Here is a 17,099-nt window from a genome sequence, read left to right on the forward strand (position 1 = left end):
CCTGCATGAACACCTGTCAGGTTCCGGTAGTCGGAGCCAGGCCACGGTTTTCCCTGCATGCGAGCCGCATCCGTTCGAGCGCAGTGTCGAGCGTCGTCTGCGGACAACCGAAATTGAGCCGTACCCAACCCGGCAGACCGAAATCGACGCCACTCGACAGCCCGACACCTGCGGCCTCGAAAAAGGCGGCGGGGTCGTCGACCCCGAGACCGCGCGCGTCGATCCACGCCAGGTAGGTCGCTTCGGCATGGCTTACGGCCAGACCGGGCATGCCGGCAAGGGCGGCTTCGACACGATCGCGATTGCTGCGTAGCGCCTGGAGCAAGGCACTGCGCCAGTCCTCGCAGTCGCGGTATGCCGCTTCGGTTGCCGCCAGGCCGAGGACATTGACGTCCGGTACGATGCCGCGCGCGGCAGCGGCAAAGCGCCGGCGCAAGGACGCGTCGGGAATCACCGCAAAAGCAGCGCCCAGACCGGGAATGTTGTAGGTTTTCGACGGCGCCATCAGGGTGATGCTGCGATCGGCAAGGTCGGCATCGAGCATCGCCAGCGGCAGATGCTGCCGGTCCTCGTCGAGGATCAGGCCGCAGTGGATTTCATCGGAGCAGACGAGCAGGTCGTGGCGCTGGCAGAATGCGGCGATGGCCTCGAGTTCCTCGCGTTCCCAGGCCCGGCCAACCGGGTTGTGCGGATGGCAAAGCAGCAACAGGCGGCTGCTGGGCGTCAGCGCGGCTTCCAGCGCCGCGAAATCCCAGCCCCAGCAGCCATCGCGCTGACACAGCGCGGCGCTAGCCAGCCGTCGGCCGGACAATCGCGGCGCAGAGAGAAATGGCGGATAGACGGGCGTCGCCGTCAGGACATCGCCGTCGATGCTCCGGCAGGCAATATTGAGGCCGCAGACCAGACCGGGCAACCACACCAGCCAGTCGGCCTCGACCCGCCAGCCGTACGCGCGCCACAAGTGCCCGAGCACGGCGTCGTAGAGCGCCGGCGATGGCACGGCGTAGCCGAAACAGCCTTGCGCGACACGCTTCTCGATGGCCGCGACGATCGCCGGCGGGGCGGCAAAATCCATGTCCGCAACCCATAACGGCAGCACGTCGCGACCGGCGTATTTGTTCCACTTGAGCGAATCGCCGCCGCGGCGGTCGATGACACGAGCAAAGTCGAAACCGTTCACCGGCAAGCCCAGGGTCAAGATTTCAGACTTCGAGGTGGGCGTAGAGTGCGGTCGACAGGTAGCGTTCGCCGAACGAGGGAATGATCACCACACTCAGCTTGCCGGCATTTTCCGGCCGCCGCGCGACTTCGAGGGCGGCCCAGACGGCCGCACCCGAGGAAATTCCCACCAACAGCCCTTCTTCGCGCGCCATCCGGCGAGCGATGTCGAAAGCGTCGTCGGCCTTGACGCGCAGCACTTCGTCGTAGATCGCGGTATTCAGGACCTTGGGAACGAAACCGGCGCCGATCCCCTGAATCGGATGCGGTCCCTTGACCCCGCCCGAGAGCACCGGCGACGCGTCGGGCTCGACGGCGATGACCTGCACGCCGGGTCTTCTGGCCTTGAGCACTTCGCCGACGCCGGTAATGGTGCCACCGGTACCGACACCGGAGACGAAGATGTCGACCTGTCCGTCGGTATCGCGCCAGATCTCTTCCGCCGTCGTCGCGCGGTGGATCGCGGGATTGGCCGGGTTCTCGAATTGCTGCGGGATGAAATAACGGGCATCGGCGGCAGCGAGTTCTTCGGCGCGGCGGATCGCGCCACCCATGCCATCAGGTCCGGAGGTCAGCACCAGTTCGGCACCATAGGCCTTGAGCAACAGGCGGCGTTCTCGGCTCATGGTTTCCGGCATCACGAAGCAGCATCGGATGCCGCGCGCCGCACAGACCATCGCCAGACCAATACCGGTATTCCCCGAAGTCGGTTCGAGTACGATGGTTTCCGCACTGATCTTGCCGGCGGCCTGCGCTGCATCGATCATCGCTGCAGCAATACGATCCTTGACGCTGTGCGCGGGACTGTAGAACTCGAGTTTGACGACGACGGTGCCGTCAATTCCGGCACCGAGACGGTTGAGTCTGACCAGTGGCGTGTTGCCGATCAGGTCGGTGACATTGTCGGCGATGTGCATGGGCATGGCGAAATCTCCTCTGAAATGGGACTAGGCGAGAAACAGTTTGTACGCCGGGTTATTGCTTTCGTTCCAGTACGCGTAGCCGAGTTTCGCCAGAAAATCCTCGAAGTCACCCATTTCGCTCGGCGGCACCTGCATGCCGACCAGCACGCGACCGTAGTCGGCACCGTGGTTGCGATAATGGAAAAGGCTGATGTTCCAGCCAGCGCTCATGCGGTTGAGAAAGTTCATCAGCGCGCCAGGGCGCTCGGGAAACTCGAAACGGTAGAGGATCTCGTGCTGGATTTGTGGCGAGTGCCCGCCCACCAGATGACGGATGTGACCCTTGGCCATTTCGTCATCGGTCAGGTCGAGCGTCGGATAGTCGTGCTTGCGCAGATGTTCGAGCAGCCGCACGGATTCGGCGCGCGATGCGACCTGTATGCCAACAAAGACATGCGCATCACGCTGGTTGTTGTAACGGTAGTTGAACTCGGTGATGTTGCGGGCACCGATCAGTGCAACGAAGCGCTTGTAGGCGCCAGGCTTCTCCGGCAAGGTCACGGCAAAGACGGCTTCGCGCTGCTCGCCGATCTCGGCACGCTCGGCGACAAAACGCAGACGGTCGAAGTTCATGTTGGCGCCGGATGCCGTTGCGATCAGCGTCCTGTCCTTCAGTTTGTGCGCTTTGGCATAGGCCTTGACACCGGCAACTGCCAGTGCGCCAGCCGGCTCGAGCACGGCCCGGGTGTCTTCGAAAACGTCCTTGATTGCCGCGCAAATCGCGTCGGTATCCACCAGCACCATTTCGTCGACGTACATCTGACAGAGGCGGAAGGTTTCTTCGCCGACATACTTGACCGCTGCACCATCGGCAAACAGGCCGACGTGATCGAGCCGGACGCGTTTGCCGGCTTTCAGCGAGCGTGTCATGGCATCGGCGTCGACGGCTTCGACCCCGATGATCCGGGTCTCCGGTCTGACCCGCTTGATGTAGGCCGCGACACCGGAAATCAGACCACCACCGCCGACGCAGCAGAATACGGCATGGATCGGCTTCGCATGCTGGCGAAGGATCTCCATGCCGATCGTGCCCTGCCCGGCAATCACTTCGGGGTCATCAAAAGGGTGTACGAAGCTCAGCTTCTCGCTTTTCTCGAGTTCCAGAGCATGCGTGTAGGCGTCATCATAGCCCTCGCCGGCGAGCACGACTTCCGCACCTCTGGCCTGCACCGCCTGTACCTTGATCTGCGGCGTCGTCGTCGGCATCACGATCACCGCCCGGCAGCCGAGCCTGGCTGCCGCCAGCGCCACCCCCTGGGCATGGTTGCCGGCAGAGGCACAGATCACGCCGCGCTTGAGCCGCTCGACCGAAAGATGGGCGATCTTGTTGTAAGCGCCGCGCAACTTGAAGGAAAAAACCGGCTGCAGGTCTTCGCGCTTCAACAGGATTCGGTTGCCCAGACGCGCCGACAGGCTGGGTGCGAGGTCCAGTGGGGTTTCAATCGCGACATCGTAGACCTGCGCGTTGAGAATTCTTTCGAGGTAATCCGTAGGCATGGCAGCAGAGAAGAGATCCTTGGGCTGAGCGCAGGATTCTAGCAGCAGAAACGGCGTTTGATGGGCAAACAGTTAGAATGCGCTCTTTGGTGGCGAAGTACCCATGAACGCACGTCTGCGCGAGATCCCTTACAACTACACTTCGTTCTCCGACCGAGAGATCGTCATTCGCCTGCTCGGGCCGGAAAACTGGGCGCTGCTTGACGAATTGCGTGCCGAACGGGTCACTGGCCGCTCGGCGCGGATGCTCTATGAAGTGCTCGGCGACATCTGGGTGGTGCAGCGCAACCCCTACCTGGAAGACGATCTGCTCGCCAGCCGCGAGCGCCGCACCGCCCTGGTCGAGGCGCTGCACCATCGCCTGCGCGAAATCGGCAAGCGGCGGCAGGGCAATGCCAAGGTGCTGCAGTTGATCCTTGCGGCCGAGGCGGCGGTCAATCGTTTTGCGCAGCATTTCGACGATACCGCCCGACTGCGTACACGGGTCCGGAGAGTGCTGAGCCGGCATACGCGCCGCGACAACATCGCCTTCGACGGTCTGGCCCGCGTCTCGCACGTGACCGACGCAACCGACTGGCGGATCGAGTACCCTTTCGTCGTCCTCTACCCGGACAGCGAAGAGGAGATGGCTCCGCTGGTACGTGACTGCATCGAACTCGGGCTGACGATCATCCCGCGCGGCGGCGGCACCGGTTATACCGGTGGCGCCATCCCGTTGACAGCGCTCTCGGTGGTGATCAACACCGAGAAACTGATCGACATCGGCGCCGTCGAAGAGTTGCTGCTGCCAGGCTGTGATCGCCCTGTGGCGACCATCCGTACCGGCGCCGGCGTTGTCACCGCCCGCGTTGCGGAAGCTGCAGCAGCAGCCGGGCGCGTTTTTGCCGTTGACCCGACATCGGCGGAAGCCTCGTGCATCGGTGGCAATATCGCGATGAACGCCGGTGGCAAGAAAGCCGTGCTCTGGGGAACTGCCCTCGACAACCTGGCCTGGTGGAAGATGATCGACCCGAGCGGTCACGTACTGGAAGTGACACGCATGCACCACAACTTCGGCAAGATTCACGAACAGGAACTGGCGCGCTTCGAGATCAGACGCTTTCGCAAGGACGGCAGGACACTCTACGGAACGCCGGAAATTCTCGAAATCCCGGGTGCCCGTTTTCGCAAGGCCGGCCTCGGCAAGGACGTGACCGACAAGTTCCTGGCCGGTCTGCCGGGCGTCCAGAAAGAAGGGACCGATGGCCTGATTGTCGCCGCCCGCTGGATCCTGCACCGGATGCCGGCGCACACGCGCACCGTCTGCCTGGAATTCTTCGGGCAGGTGCGCGAGGCAGTACCGGCGATTGTCGATATCACCGATTACTTCAAGCCAGGCGGTGCCGGCAGGGCGGCCGGGGTGCTGCTCGCCGGCCTCGAACACCTCGACGAGCGCTACCTGCGGGCCGTCGGTTACGCCACCAAGGCCAAGCGCAAGGCAGAAACCGCAGGCCGTCCGAAAATGGTTCTGATCGGCGACATCGTCGGTGACGACGAGACGGCGGTGATGACGGTCGCGTCAGAAGTGGTGCGTCTGTGCAATCTGCGTGGTGCCGAGGGTTTCATCGCCGTCGATGCCGAGACGCGCAAGAAATCCTGGCTCGATCGCTCACGCACGGCAGCCATTTCACGCCATACCAACGCCTTCAAGTTGAACGAAGACGTGGTGATTCCACTGCCGCGCATGGGCGAGTACTGCGATGGAGTCGAGCGCATCAATATCGAGTTGTCGATAAAGAACAAGCTGTCACTGTGCGCAGCGCTGACGGAATTCCTGCGTGGCGACCTGCCCCTGCATTGTGGCGACGCCGACCTCGATAGGGAACTGCTGATCGGTGATCGGCGAACCGCAGCGCTGGACGCTGTCGCCGGCGTCCAGACACGCTGGCAATGGCTGCTCGAAAATCTCGATCAGCCCCTGCCGCAGGCCGAGGCGCAGTTTGTCGCCCTGGGCATCCACGTCGATGCGCTGAAAAACCGCGCCGCCATGCCGAAGCTCTTCCATCGCCTGCAGGATTACTCGCTGCGCGTCTCGTGGAAAAGAGAACTCAAGCCGCAACTCGAAGCGATTTTCGATGGCCTTGTCTATCGACCGGTACGCGAACGCATCGTCGCCATCCACCAGGAGGTTCTGCGCAGCCGCCTGTTTGTCGCGTTGCACATGCACGCCGGTGACGGCAACGTGCATACCAACATCCCGGTCAACTCCGACCATTACGAAATGCTGCAGGCGGCTTATGCGGTGGTCGCGCGCATCATGGCGCTAGCACGGGCGCTCGACGGCGTCGTCTCGGGCGAACATGGAATCGGCATCACCAAACTCGAGTTCCTGAGTGAGGACGAGATCCGGCCGTTCCGCGCTTACAAGGCGAGGATCGACCCGGACGGCCATTTCAACCAGGGCAAGTTGCTCGCCGGTGCCGATCTGGCGAAGGCCTACACGCCCTCGTTCTCGCTGCTCGGCACCGAGTCGCTGATCATGGAGCAATCGGAGATCGGCAACATCTCGACGATGGTCAAGGACTGCCTGCGCTGTGGCAAGTGCAAGCCGGTCTGTTCAACGCATGTGCCGCGCGCCAACCTGCTCTATTCGCCACGTAACAAGATCCTGGCCACTTCCCTGCTGATCGAGGCCTTCCTCTACGAGGAACAGACTCGCCGCGGTGTCTCGCTCAGGCATTTCGACGAGTTCAACGACGTCGCCGATCACTGCACGATCTGCCACAAGTGCCTCACCCCCTGCCCGGTCGACATCGATTTCGGCAATGTTTCGATCAGGATGCGCAATCTGCTGCGTGAACAGGGCAAGAAGAAGTTCGTTCCGGCAAAAGCCGCAGCGATGGCTTTCCTGACGATCAAGGACCCGGCGACGATCAAGCTGATCCGCAAGCTGATGATCGACTGGGGCTACCGAGCGCAGCGCCTGGCCTACCGACTGGCGAGGTCCTTGCACCTGCTCCAGGGCCAGACCCAGCAACCGCCAGCGACGCTGGGTTCGCCAACGCTCAGGGCACAGGTCATCCACTTCATCAACAAACCCATGCCGGGCGGACTGCCCAGACGGACTGCCCGTGCCCTGCTCGATATCGAAGACGACAAGGTCGTGCCGATCATTCGCGACCCCATCAAGGTCAGCGCACCGGATTACGATGGCGACGCGGTATTCTACTTTCCGGGTTGCGGCTCGGAGCGTCTGTTCTCGCAGGTCGCCCTGGCCACCCAGGCGATCCTCTACGACATCGGCGCGCAAACGGTTCTGCCACCTGGCTACTTGTGCTGCGGCTATCCCCAGACGGCTGCCGGCGAGGCCGACCAAGGGCTGCGGATCACTACCGACAACCGGGTGCTTTTCCACCGTGTCGCCAATACGCTCAACTATCTCGACATCCGGACGGTCATCGTCTCCTGTGGCACCTGCATGGACCAGCTCGAAAAATACCACTTCGAGCAGATTTTTCCCGGCTGCCGCCTGCTGGACATCCACGAATATTTACTGGAGAAGGGAGTCCGGGTCGATGGGGTCAGCGGTACCCGCTATATGTACCACGACCCCTGCCACACACCGATGCGGACGATACCGGGCATCAAGGTGGTCAACAGTCTGATGGGACAGCCGGTCGATCTCTCCGAGCGCTGCTGCGGCGAATCGGGAACGCTGGCGGTGACGCGCCCGGACGTGTCTACACAGGTGCGCTTCCGCAAACAGGAGGAGATCGAAAAAGGCGTCCGCCGACTACGTTCGGATTACTTCACGGGCGAGGTCAAGGTACTGACTTCCTGCCCATCGTGCCTGCAGGGCCTGTCCCGCTACCACGACGACACCGGCACCCAGGCTGACTACATCGTTGTCGAGATGGTCAAGCGGCTGCTCGGCGAGGACTGGATGGCGCAATACGTCCGACACGCCAACAACGGCGGTATCGAGCGTGTTCTTCTGTAGATTCAAGACTCAAGGGACCCGCGCCGAACTGGACATCCTTGTACCTTGATCACATACCCCCTTCCGTGACCTAGTTCCTCTCGCTTACTGCCCTGGTGGCTTATTGTTGAATCCTGGATGGCGCATCGGCGCCCTGAAATCTCCAAGGAGTCAGCAAGTGTGCAAGTACGATTTTGAGGATTGCGAACTATGCGAATCGCCGGGAGGCGAAGTGGTATGGGAAAGCGACCTGTGTCGCGTCGTCATGGTGGGTGACCCGGATTACCCCGGCTTCTGCCGCATCATCCTGCACCGGCACATGCGCGAGATGACCGACCTGCCTCAGAAGGAACGGATGCAGCTCATGAGCGTGCTATTTGCTGTAGAAAGCGCTGTCCGAACCTTGTACCAGCCGGACAAGATCAATCTCGCAAGCCTGGGCAATATGACGCCGCACGTTCATTGGCACCTGATCCCTCGCTGGCGGGACGACAGGCATTTTCCCAACGCTGTCTGGACGAAACCGCAGCGTCAGAATAGCCCGCGTCGCCCCCTTGTCAACAGGCAGCAACTGGGTGACCAGATCATCGCCGCCATGCGTACCAGATAGTCTGATAGAACCGACAGTAAAAACCATGAATGCAGTCCTCCCCAATATCCCGGCGACCATGAAGATCCCCGACCTGCATACCGGTTTCCAGATGCTCTCCCGGCTTCCTCTGGCCAATTCACGGCAGGCTGCACTCGAAATCAACCTCTTTCTCGACAGTCTGTTGAAGACGCCACCGCAAGGCGAAGTCTATCTGCAGCTGCTCGAACAGACGCGGATTTCACTCTGTTTCATCGAGGAGGAACTCGCCCGAAGCTACATCAACAAGGCATTACCGCTGGGAGAGGTCGAGGCAGGCGCCTTCTGCCAGGTCATTGCCACCTGGCAGAAGGCAGCCCGCGCCTACGCGCATTGTGCACAGCTTCTGGACACCGACGACCATAGCAACGTCTATGCCGAACGACTGGCCCTGATCCTGCACCGCTGCATTTACTATACGGGAATGGTGATCATCGAGCACCATCGCGCCCGTCAAGCACTGCCGGCAGGGGTGTGGCTGAACCTGCATGGATATTACGCCAGTGCCGAAGAATGGGGCATTGCAACCCTCCCTGTGCCGGATTCGCTCGATCCCCTTGGACGCAGCAGCCACTGTACCGCCGCTTTCGTCAGCCTCCTCCTCGCTGAATTGGCAAGTCCCTACAGCCTGTCTGTGGGTGACATCAGCCTAGTACGTCGCTGGGCAAACAATTGGTCCCCTCTGGTGGCGATGCACCCGGCCGTAGAAAATGAGCCCTTACCTCCGTTCGTCGTCGACCTGATGCAGGATTGTGGTCTGCGGGCATCGAATGAGTGCCCGCATCGTGAACATCTGCGTCGACTCGACACCACTCGCCTGGTGAGCCAGCTCAACCAACTGAAAAGGCAGTTGCAGCAACGAATCTCGCCCGCACAGATCGGTCTCGGGGAAGATTGCACTGCTGCACAGTGTTATCGACTGGTCAATCGTCTCTATAAACCATGGAGCATGTTGCGTGCCGCACGTAAGTTCCGCCGCCACAATGCGTCAGGAATTTCCAAAGTATCTACGGGGTTTTCGGCAATGCACTACCACATCTCCGGAAAGGAGTTCCAGCAGCCGGAAATTACCAGCATCTATTCGCGCCAGGAATTCGAAAGCATGTTTGCCTTCCGCCACATGCTTGACCCGACGCAGATGCTGGCAGTCCGCCAGGGGCAGCTTGGCTTTGACTTCGACACCTGGGAAGTGCTCGACCAGAGCGCGAATGGTTTTCGCCTGTTGCGCTCGGTTGTCGGCAAGAAAATCGCGCCGGGGCAGCTACTGTCCATCTGCCCGCATGATGGCAACTCGCATCTTCTGGCACAAGTGGCGTGGTTGATGCAGGAAGAAGGTGGCAATCTGGTTGCAGGGATCGCAGCACTGCCCGGCAAACCTCAAGCGGTCGCTGCGCGCCCGCTGGCACTCGATCCGGGGCACCAGGTTCCCTATCAACGGGCGTTCTTGCTGCCGGCAGTTCCGGCCATCGGCGCCGAACAAACACTAATCCTCCCGCCAGGGTGGTTTCGAGCCGAGCGCCAGCTCGAAGTCTACACGGAAAACCCGATGCAGGTCAGGTTAATACGCCTGCTGGCCGATGGCGCGGACTTTGAGAGGGTGACTTTCAGCATGGTTTGAGGGTGTGATCCGTCACCGAATGCCGCATGCCATGGCAGACAGCAACGGTAATCAAGGTGATTTTGCGCTATGATGTGCCGTCACGATTACGCAGAGACCACCATGGCTGGCCTGGATGAAACCACCAAGATCCCGACCGAGATCAAGCTGCATCAGAAATCCCGCATTATCGAATTGAGCTTCGAGGGCGGTGAGCGTTTCGAGCTGAGCTACGAATTCCTGCGTGTGTTCACGCCCTCTGCCGAAGCGCGTGGTCATGGGCCAGGCCAAGAGGTTCTGCAAGTCGGCAAGCGGGACGTCGATATCGAACGGGTTGAGGCAGTCGGCAACTACGCCATCAGACCGGTATTCTCGGACGGCCATGACAGCGGGCTGTATTCCTGGGATTTGCTCTACCATCTGGGCATCAATCGCGACCAGCTCTGGCAAGCGTATCTGAAACGCCTGCAACAGGAGAATGGCCGCCGTGACCCCGCCGAGACCCCGGCAGTCGCTACCAAGGTCTCCAAAACTTGCGGCAAGCATTGATCCGTTTCGATTGCTCCCCAGCCAGGTCATGAGCATGAGCAACCAGCGAAGTACGACCCACTTTGGCTATCAGGAAGTTGCTGAGGAGGAGAAAACCAGACACGTTGCCGAGGTTTTCGATTCCGTTGCACAGCGTTACGACCTGATGAATGACCTGATGTCGGGTGGTCTACACCGGCTCTGGAAGGCCTTCACCATTGCCAAGAGCGACGTTCGCGAAGGCTGGCGGGTGCTCGACGTGGCTGGTGGAACCGGCGACCTGGCACTCGCTTTCGCCAGAAAGCTCGGCAACCGGGGACAAGTCTGGCTCACGGATATCAACCACGCCATGCTGACCCGCGGTCGTGATCGACTCTGCGACCAGGGCTTCATTCTCCCGGTCGCGCAGTGCGATGCCGAAAAGCTGCCGTTCCCCGATGATTATTTCGATTGTGTGACGGTTGCCTTTGGCCTGCGCAACATGACACACAAAGATCTGGCACTGGCCGAAATGCGGCGCGTCCTCAGACCCGGAGGACGCCTGCTGGTGCTTGAGTTCTCTCAGGTATGGAAACCTCTGGCAGCCACTTACGATTTCTATTCGTTCCAGGTAATCCCCCGTCTTGGACAGATGATTACCCACGACGAAGCGAGCTACCGGTATCTTGCAGAGTCGATTCGCATGCATCCGGATCAGGAAGCGCTCAAGTTATTGATGGAACAAGCCGGACTCGAGCAGGTCGAATATTACAATCTGGCGCTGGGCGTGGTCGCCCTGCACCGTGCTTTCAAGTTTTAGGAGGGGAGATGCACGGATGAAAAAGATCCTGATGACTCTCGGTATCTGCGTATTCAGCCTTGGCCTGGCGGTCGGAGAGGCTGATGCGAAGCGACTGGGTGGCGGCAGTTCGTCCGGCATGCAGCGCGACTCGGTAACTCAGCGGCAGGCAACACCGCCTCTGAATGCAGTGACGCCTGCACCTGCCGCGACGGCACCTGCAGCAGCACCCAAACGTAACTGGATGGGTCCTTTGGCGGGTCTAGCCGCCGGCCTCGGGATCGCCGCACTGTTATCCCACTTCGGCCTGGGTGAGAGCATGGCCAATTTCCTGATGATTGCGTTACTGTTGATGTGCGCCGTGGTCGCCTTCAAATTGCTGTTTCGCCGCAAAGGTTCACCGGTGCCAGATGCTCAACCCCTGCAATACGCCGGGGCAGGCGCGGCAGGAATGGTGCCGACGCCGCAAGCCTTCAATCCTGCGCCGGCTACGGGTCTGCCTGTCAGCCCTGCCGTTCCGCTGTCGGCCAACATAGCGGCAGGCTTTGACGTGGATGGTTTCCTGCGGGTCGCCAAGCTGAATTTCATTCGACTGCAGGCGGCCAACGATGCTGGCAATCTCGACGACATCCGCGAGTTTGTGACTCCCGAGATGTATGCAGAAATCAAACTGCAGTTCGACGAGAGAGGGAAGGCAACACAGCAAACCGATGTCGTGACGCTGAACGCTGTGTTACTCGAAGTCGTCACCGAGGCCGATCGGCACATCGCCAGCGTTCGCTTCAGCGGAATGATCCGCGAAGAAGCCGGCGCGGTGGCCGCACCTTTTGACGAAGTCTGGAACCTTACCAAGGCCGTTGACGGTGCCAGCGGCTGGGTAATTGCCGGTATCCAGCAACTTTCCTGAACGAGAGATGCTGGCCTGGCCTACGCTCGCACTGCTCAATCACCTGTTGCAGGGAGAGTCCTGGGCGCGTGATCGACTGATTCCCTTTGCCGGAAAAACGGCACTCCTGCAATTTGGTAGCACGGCCTTGCTGGTCAGGATTAGCGAGGGGGGCACGTTCGAGACCGCAGCAGCGGGTACTCCAGCGACGGTCAGCATTACACTTCCTAGTGACGCACCTGCGCTCGCGTTGACCGACCAAGCCTCTTTGCTCACTTCAGCGACCATTTCAGGCGCTGTGGATCTGGCAGAGACCCTGGGCTTCGTGTTTCGCAACTTGCGCTGGGACATCGAGCATGACTTGTCGAAAGTCCTTGGCGATGTGGTGGCTCACCGTGGCCTCCAGTTTGCCAAGCAACTCGGACAATGGCAACTGGTCGGCTTGAGAAAGTTGGCGATCGGTGTGGCCGAATATCTGACTGAAGAGAATGCAGCGATTGCTCGCCGCTGTGATATCGAGAGGTTTTGTCTAGACGTGGACACCTTGCGTGACGATTTTTCGCGCATCGAAAGAAGGCTGGCACAGCTGGAACAGTGTTAGAACGCTCTGTGGTGTACGTGGTGTGCGCTCAAAAGCATGGGAATGAAAAGGCAGCCCTCACACCGGGCTGCCTTTTCACGACTATCACTTAGTGACGCTGGCGTAGCCGCTTGATTGCCTGCAACTGGGCGACCGCTTGCGCCAGTTCGGCCTCGGCAGTAGCAAGTCCAATATCCGAAGTCCGATCCTTGAGGGCTTCCTCTGCACGACGCTTGGCCTCTATCGCCTTGGCTTCGTCAAGGTCGTGTGCACGAATCGCGGTGTCGGCCAGGACCGTAATCAGCGCAGGCTGCACTTCCAACATCCCGCCGGAGACGTAAACCATTTCATACTCGTCGCTATCCGGCACTTTCAGACGAATCGTTCCCGGCCTGATACGGGTCAATAACGGCGTATGCCGCGGATAGATACCAAGTTCGCCGGCCTCACCCGGAAAGACCGCGAAGTCGGTCTGGCCGGAAAAGATCAATTCCTCGGCACTGACGACGTCAACATGTACTCTGATTGCCATGGTTATTCCCCTTGCTCAGTCGTATCCCTTGGCACAGTGCAAGGGACGCGACGTCTGTGCTGCCCGCTTTAGAGTGTCTTGGCCTTTTCAAACACTTCCTCGATACCGCCAACCATGTAGAACGCCTGCTCGGGAATGTTGTCGCATTCGCCTTCGACGATCATCTTGAAGCCCTTGATCGTGTCCTTGAGTGGAACATACTTGCCAGGAGAACCGGTAAAGACTTCAGCCACGCTGAAGGGTTGTGAAAGGAAACGTTGAATCTTGCGGGCGCGGTAAACCGCCAGCTTGTCTTCCGGCGACAGCTCGTCCATCCCGAGAATCGCGATGATGTCGCGCAACTCCTTGTATTTCTGAAGAGTCATCTGGACTGCACGGGCAACATTGTAATGCTCTTCGCCGACGACCTGGGGATCAAGCTGCCGTGAAGTGGAATCGAGCGGGTCGACAGCCGGGTAGATGCCGAGTGAGGCGATATCCCGCGACAACACCACGGTCGAGTCCAGATGCAGGAAGGTTGTCGCCGGCGACGGATCAGTCAGGTCATCGGCAGGCACATAGACCGCCTGAATCGAGGTGATCGATCCGACCTTGGTCGAGGTGATACGCTCCTGCAGACGGCCCATTTCTTCGGCCAGCGTCGGCTGATATCCGACGGCAGACGGCATCCGGCCAAGCAGTGCCGAAACCTCGGTACCCGCCAGCGTGTACCGATAGATGTTGTCAACGAAGAAGAGGATGTCACGGCCATCATCACGGAATCGCTCGGCCATGGTCAGACCGGTTAATGCGACGCGCAGACGGTTGCCTGGAGGCTCGTTCATTTGGCCAAAGACCATCGCCACTTTGTCGAGAACATTGGACTCCTTCATTTCATGATAGAAGTCATTGCCCTCGCGGGTACGCTCACCAACACCGGCAAACACCGAAAGACCTGAGTGCTGTTTGGCGATGTTGTTGATCAACTCCATCATGTTCACCGTCTTGCCCACGCCAGCGCCACCGAACAGTCCCACCTTTCCGCCCTTGGCGAAAGGACAAACCAGGTCGATCACCTTGATCCCGGTTTCCAGCAGGTCGACCGACGGTGACAGCTCGTCGAACTTCGGTGCCATCTGGTGAATTTCACGACGCTCTTCGGTGGCAATGGGCCCGGCTTCATCAATCGGCCGACCGAGAACGTTCATGATGCGGCCAATCGTCGCGTTGCCGACCGGCACCGAAATGCCGGCACCGGTGTTGTTGACTTTCATGCCACGCCGCAGTCCGTCGGATGACCCCATGGCGATGGTGCGCACAATGCCATCCCCCAACTGCTGCTGAACCTCGAACATCAGGTCGGACTCACACATATCCGATTCTTCTGCCTTGTCGAGCTGGAGTGCGTTGTAAATGTGGGGCATGGCATCACGCGGGAACTGGATGTCCACCACGGCGCCGATACACTGAACAATGTTTCCTTGACTCATCGTCGTATCCCTAAATCAATAAATCAACTATCGCGTGGTCAGACAGCCGCTGCGCCGCCGACGATTTCCGAAAGCTCTTTGGTGATCGCTGCCTGGCGAGCCTTGTTGTAAACCAGCTTGAGTTCGCCGATCACGTTCTTCGCGTTATCCGAAGCCGACTTCATGGCGACCATGCGCGCGCTCTGCTCGGAAGCCATGTTCTCGGCTACCGACTGATAGATCATCGCCTCCACATAACGCAACAGCAAGTCATCAATGACCGTCTTGGCGTCAGGCTCGTAAAGGTAGTCCCAGCGATTGCCCTCACTCCCGACGAGATCCCCTGAGAGCGGTAGCAACTGGTAGAGCGTCGGCTCCTGCTTCATCGTATTGATGAAGCGGGTAAAGGCGATGTAGAGAAGATCGATTTCGCCCTTCATATAAGCGTCCAGTTGCACCTTGACCGGACCGATCAGCTTCTCGAGGTGCGGCGTATCCCCCAATCCGGTGAGCTGCGAGACGATGTTCGCACCCGCGCGCTGCATGAAACCCAGGCCCTTGTTGCCAATCGCGGTCACCCGAAGCTTCTTGCCTTCGGCGTCCCACTCCTTCATCTTCGCCAAGGCAAGTCGAAGTACGTTGGTATTGAGGCCACCGCAGAGACCCTTGTCGGAGGTGACGGTGATCAATCCGACCGCTTTCACGGGCTCGCGTACGGTCAGAAAAGGATGGCGATAATCCGTCAAGGCATGCGAAAGGTTACCCGCCACCCGGCGAATCTTTTCGCCGTAGGGGCGGGCAGCCCGCATCCTGTCCTGCGCCTTGCGCATCTTCGATGCGGCCACCATTTCCATAGCCTTGGTGATCTTGCGCGTACTTTCTACGCTCTTGATCTTGTTCCGGATTTCCTTGCCGCTAGGCATGGCTATCTCCTTGGTCGATCAGGCCAGTGTGGCCTTGAATTCCTCAATCGCCTTGGTGAGCTTCTGCTCAGTGTCAGCGTCAAGATCCTTGGTAGTTTCGATCCTGGCCACGAGGTCGGCGTATTTCTGTTTGACGAAGCTGTGCATCTGCTTCTCGGTGGCAAGTGCCTTCTTCACTTCAACATCGTCGAAAAGACCCTTGTTCACTGCGTGCAGGGTGATCGCCATCTCGGAAATGGGCAATGGCGAATACTGCGGCTGCTTCATCAGTTCGGTCACCAAACGGCCACGATCAAGCTGTTTGCGGGTCGCCTCGTCAAGATCCGATGCAAACTGTGCAAATGCCGCCAGTTCACGGTACTGGGCGAGCGCCAGACGGACCCCTCCGCCCAGCTTCTTGATGACTTTGGTCTGGGCAGCACCGCCGACCCGAGAAACCGAGATACCGGCATCGATGGCTGGGCGCACACCCGCATTGAACAGGTCGGTGTCAAGAAAGATCTGGCCATCGGTGATCGAGATGACGTTGGTCGGAACGAAGGCGGAGACGTCGCCTGCCTGCGTCTCGATGACCGGCAGGGCCGTCAGTGAGCCCGTCTTGCCCTTGACCTCGCCGTTGGTAAACTTCTCGACCCATTCTTCGGAAACGCGCGCTGCGCGTTCAAGCAAGCGAGAGTGCAGGTAGAACACGTCGCCAGGATAGGCTTCACGACCTGGCGGGCGGCGCAGGAGCAGCGAAACCTGGCGGTAAGCCCACGCCTGCTTGGTCAGATCGTCGTAGATGATCAGTGCATCCTGTCCACGGTCACGGAAATACTCGCCCATCGTGCAACCCGAGTAGGGAGCGATGTACTGCAAGGCGGCGGATTCGGAAGCGGTCGCAGCAACGATGATGGTATATTCCATCGCGCCGTTTTCTTCGAGCTTGCGTACCACGTTGGCGACGGTTGAGGCCTTTTGACCGACCGCAACATAGATGCAGATCAGGTTCTGGCCTTTCTGGTTGATGATTGTATCGACTGCCACCGCCGTCTTGCCGGTCTGCCGGTCACCAATGATCAATTCGCGCTGGCCACGACCGATCGGCACCATTGCGTCGATCGATTTAAGTCCGGTCTGTACCGGTTGCGAAACCGATTTGCGCCAGATGACACCGGGGGCAACCTTTTCAATCTTGTCGGTCAGCTTGTTGTTGACCGGACCTTTGCCGTCGATCGGCTGCCCGAGCGAGTTCACCACGCGACCGAGCAATTCCGGTCCGACCGGAACCTCGAGAATGCGACCGGTGGTCTTGACGGTGTCGCCTTCGCTGATTTGCTCGTATTCACCGAGAACCACCGCGCCAACCGAGTCCCGGTCGAGGTTCAAGGCCATGCCGAAAGTATTGCCCGGAAACTCGAGCATCTCTCCCTGCATGACATCGGTCAGGCCGTAGATACGGCAGATACCATCGGTCACCGAAACGATGGTGCCCTGGGTGCGCAGATCGGCGCTGATCGCAAGATTCTCGATCTTGCTCTTGATCAGTTCGCTGATTTCGGAAGGATTCAACTGCATGAAAATT

14 protein-coding genes are annotated in these 17,099 nt (G+C 59.8%); 7 read left to right on the plus strand and 7 right to left on the minus strand.

Annotated features, from left to right (window positions below):
• Nucleotides 1-16: 16 nt before the first annotated feature.
• The 3 genes from CAPSK01_RS00990 to ilvA are packed head-to-tail and all read right to left on the minus strand — an operon-like array spanning nucleotide 17 to nucleotide 3,677.
• Nucleotides 17-1,198 carry a PatB family C-S lyase gene (locus CAPSK01_RS00990; RefSeq protein WP_273702833.1) on the minus strand — a complete coding sequence of 394 codons (1,182 nt, stop codon included), beginning with the start codon at nucleotides 1,196-1,198 and terminating at the stop codon, nucleotides 17-19.
• Between the two features lie 4 nt (nucleotides 1,199-1,202).
• Complete coding sequence (cysK, locus tag CAPSK01_RS00995; RefSeq protein ID WP_034921575.1) at nucleotides 1,203-2,135, minus strand: cysteine synthase A; 933 nt, start codon at nucleotides 2,133-2,135, stop codon at nucleotides 1,203-1,205.
• A gap of 30 nt (nucleotides 2,136-2,165) precedes the next feature.
• A complete protein-coding gene (ilvA, locus tag CAPSK01_RS01000) occupies nucleotides 2,166-3,677 on the minus strand; it encodes a threonine ammonia-lyase, biosynthetic (protein WP_034921213.1) in 1,512 nt (503 codons plus the stop codon).
• Between the two features lie 103 nt (nucleotides 3,678-3,780).
• Here ilvA and CAPSK01_RS01005 point away from each other — a divergent pair, with 103 nt between their 5' ends.
• The 7 genes from CAPSK01_RS01005 to CAPSK01_RS01035 all read left to right on the plus strand — a co-directional run bounded on the left by CAPSK01_RS01005 (nucleotide 3,781) and on the right by CAPSK01_RS01035 (nucleotide 12,653).
• Nucleotides 3,781-7,656, plus strand: a complete 3,876-nt coding sequence (locus CAPSK01_RS01005) for a DUF3683 domain-containing protein (RefSeq protein WP_034921216.1) — start codon at nucleotides 3,781-3,783, stop codon at nucleotides 7,654-7,656.
• Between the two features lie 157 nt (nucleotides 7,657-7,813).
• Complete coding sequence (locus CAPSK01_RS01010; RefSeq protein WP_034921219.1) at nucleotides 7,814-8,245, plus strand: HIT family protein; 432 nt, start codon at nucleotides 7,814-7,816, stop codon at nucleotides 8,243-8,245.
• A gap of 25 nt (nucleotides 8,246-8,270) precedes the next feature.
• Nucleotides 8,271-9,881: a hypothetical protein gene (locus CAPSK01_RS01015; RefSeq protein WP_273702834.1), complete on the plus strand. Its 1,611-nt coding sequence runs from the start codon at nucleotides 8,271-8,273 to the stop codon at nucleotides 9,879-9,881.
• A 102-nt stretch (nucleotides 9,882-9,983) separates the two neighbouring features.
• A complete protein-coding gene (locus tag CAPSK01_RS01020; protein ID WP_034921578.1) occupies nucleotides 9,984-10,409 on the plus strand; it encodes a DUF971 domain-containing protein in 426 nt (141 codons plus the stop codon).
• Nucleotides 10,410-10,443: 34 nt separating this feature from the next.
• Entirely contained in the window at nucleotides 10,444-11,187 is a 744-nt protein-coding gene (gene ubiE, locus CAPSK01_RS01025) for a bifunctional demethylmenaquinone methyltransferase/2-methoxy-6-polyprenyl-1,4-benzoquinol methylase UbiE (RefSeq protein ID WP_034921224.1), read from the plus strand.
• 16 nt (nucleotides 11,188-11,203) lie between these two features.
• A complete protein-coding gene (locus CAPSK01_RS01030; protein ID WP_034921227.1) occupies nucleotides 11,204-12,073 on the plus strand; it encodes a TIM44-like domain-containing protein in 870 nt (289 codons plus the stop codon).
• A gap of 7 nt (nucleotides 12,074-12,080) precedes the next feature.
• Nucleotides 12,081-12,653, plus strand: a complete 573-nt coding sequence (locus CAPSK01_RS01035) for a hypothetical protein (RefSeq protein WP_034921231.1) — start codon at nucleotides 12,081-12,083, stop codon at nucleotides 12,651-12,653.
• Between the two features lie 88 nt (nucleotides 12,654-12,741).
• Here CAPSK01_RS01035 and CAPSK01_RS01040 read toward each other — a convergent pair whose 3' ends face one another.
• The 4 genes from CAPSK01_RS01040 to atpA all read right to left on the minus strand — a co-directional run bounded on the left by CAPSK01_RS01040 (nucleotide 12,742) and on the right by atpA (nucleotide 17,092).
• On the minus strand, nucleotides 12,742-13,164 hold the full coding sequence (locus tag CAPSK01_RS01040) for a F0F1 ATP synthase subunit epsilon (protein ID WP_034921234.1): 423 nt from the start codon (nucleotides 13,162-13,164) through the stop codon (nucleotides 12,742-12,744).
• A 68-nt stretch (nucleotides 13,165-13,232) separates the two neighbouring features.
• On the minus strand, nucleotides 13,233-14,633 hold the full coding sequence (gene atpD / locus CAPSK01_RS01045; RefSeq protein ID WP_034921236.1) for a F0F1 ATP synthase subunit beta: 1,401 nt from the start codon (nucleotides 14,631-14,633) through the stop codon (nucleotides 13,233-13,235).
• Nucleotides 14,634-14,671: 38 nt separating this feature from the next.
• Nucleotides 14,672-15,535: a F0F1 ATP synthase subunit gamma gene (gene atpG / locus CAPSK01_RS01050; RefSeq protein ID WP_034921239.1), complete on the minus strand. Its 864-nt coding sequence runs from the start codon at nucleotides 15,533-15,535 to the stop codon at nucleotides 14,672-14,674.
• A gap of 18 nt (nucleotides 15,536-15,553) precedes the next feature.
• The gene (atpA, locus tag CAPSK01_RS01055) at nucleotides 15,554-17,092 is read right to left on the minus strand and encodes a F0F1 ATP synthase subunit alpha (protein ID WP_034921243.1); all 1,539 of its coding nucleotides are present in this window, start codon (nucleotides 17,090-17,092) and stop codon (nucleotides 15,554-15,556) included.
• Nucleotides 17,093-17,099 lie beyond the last annotated feature (7 nt).

It is taken from the genome of Candidatus Accumulibacter vicinus (assembly GCF_000584955.1).
In the GTDB taxonomy this organism is placed as follows: Bacteria; Pseudomonadota; Gammaproteobacteria; order Burkholderiales; family Rhodocyclaceae; genus Accumulibacter; species Accumulibacter vicinus.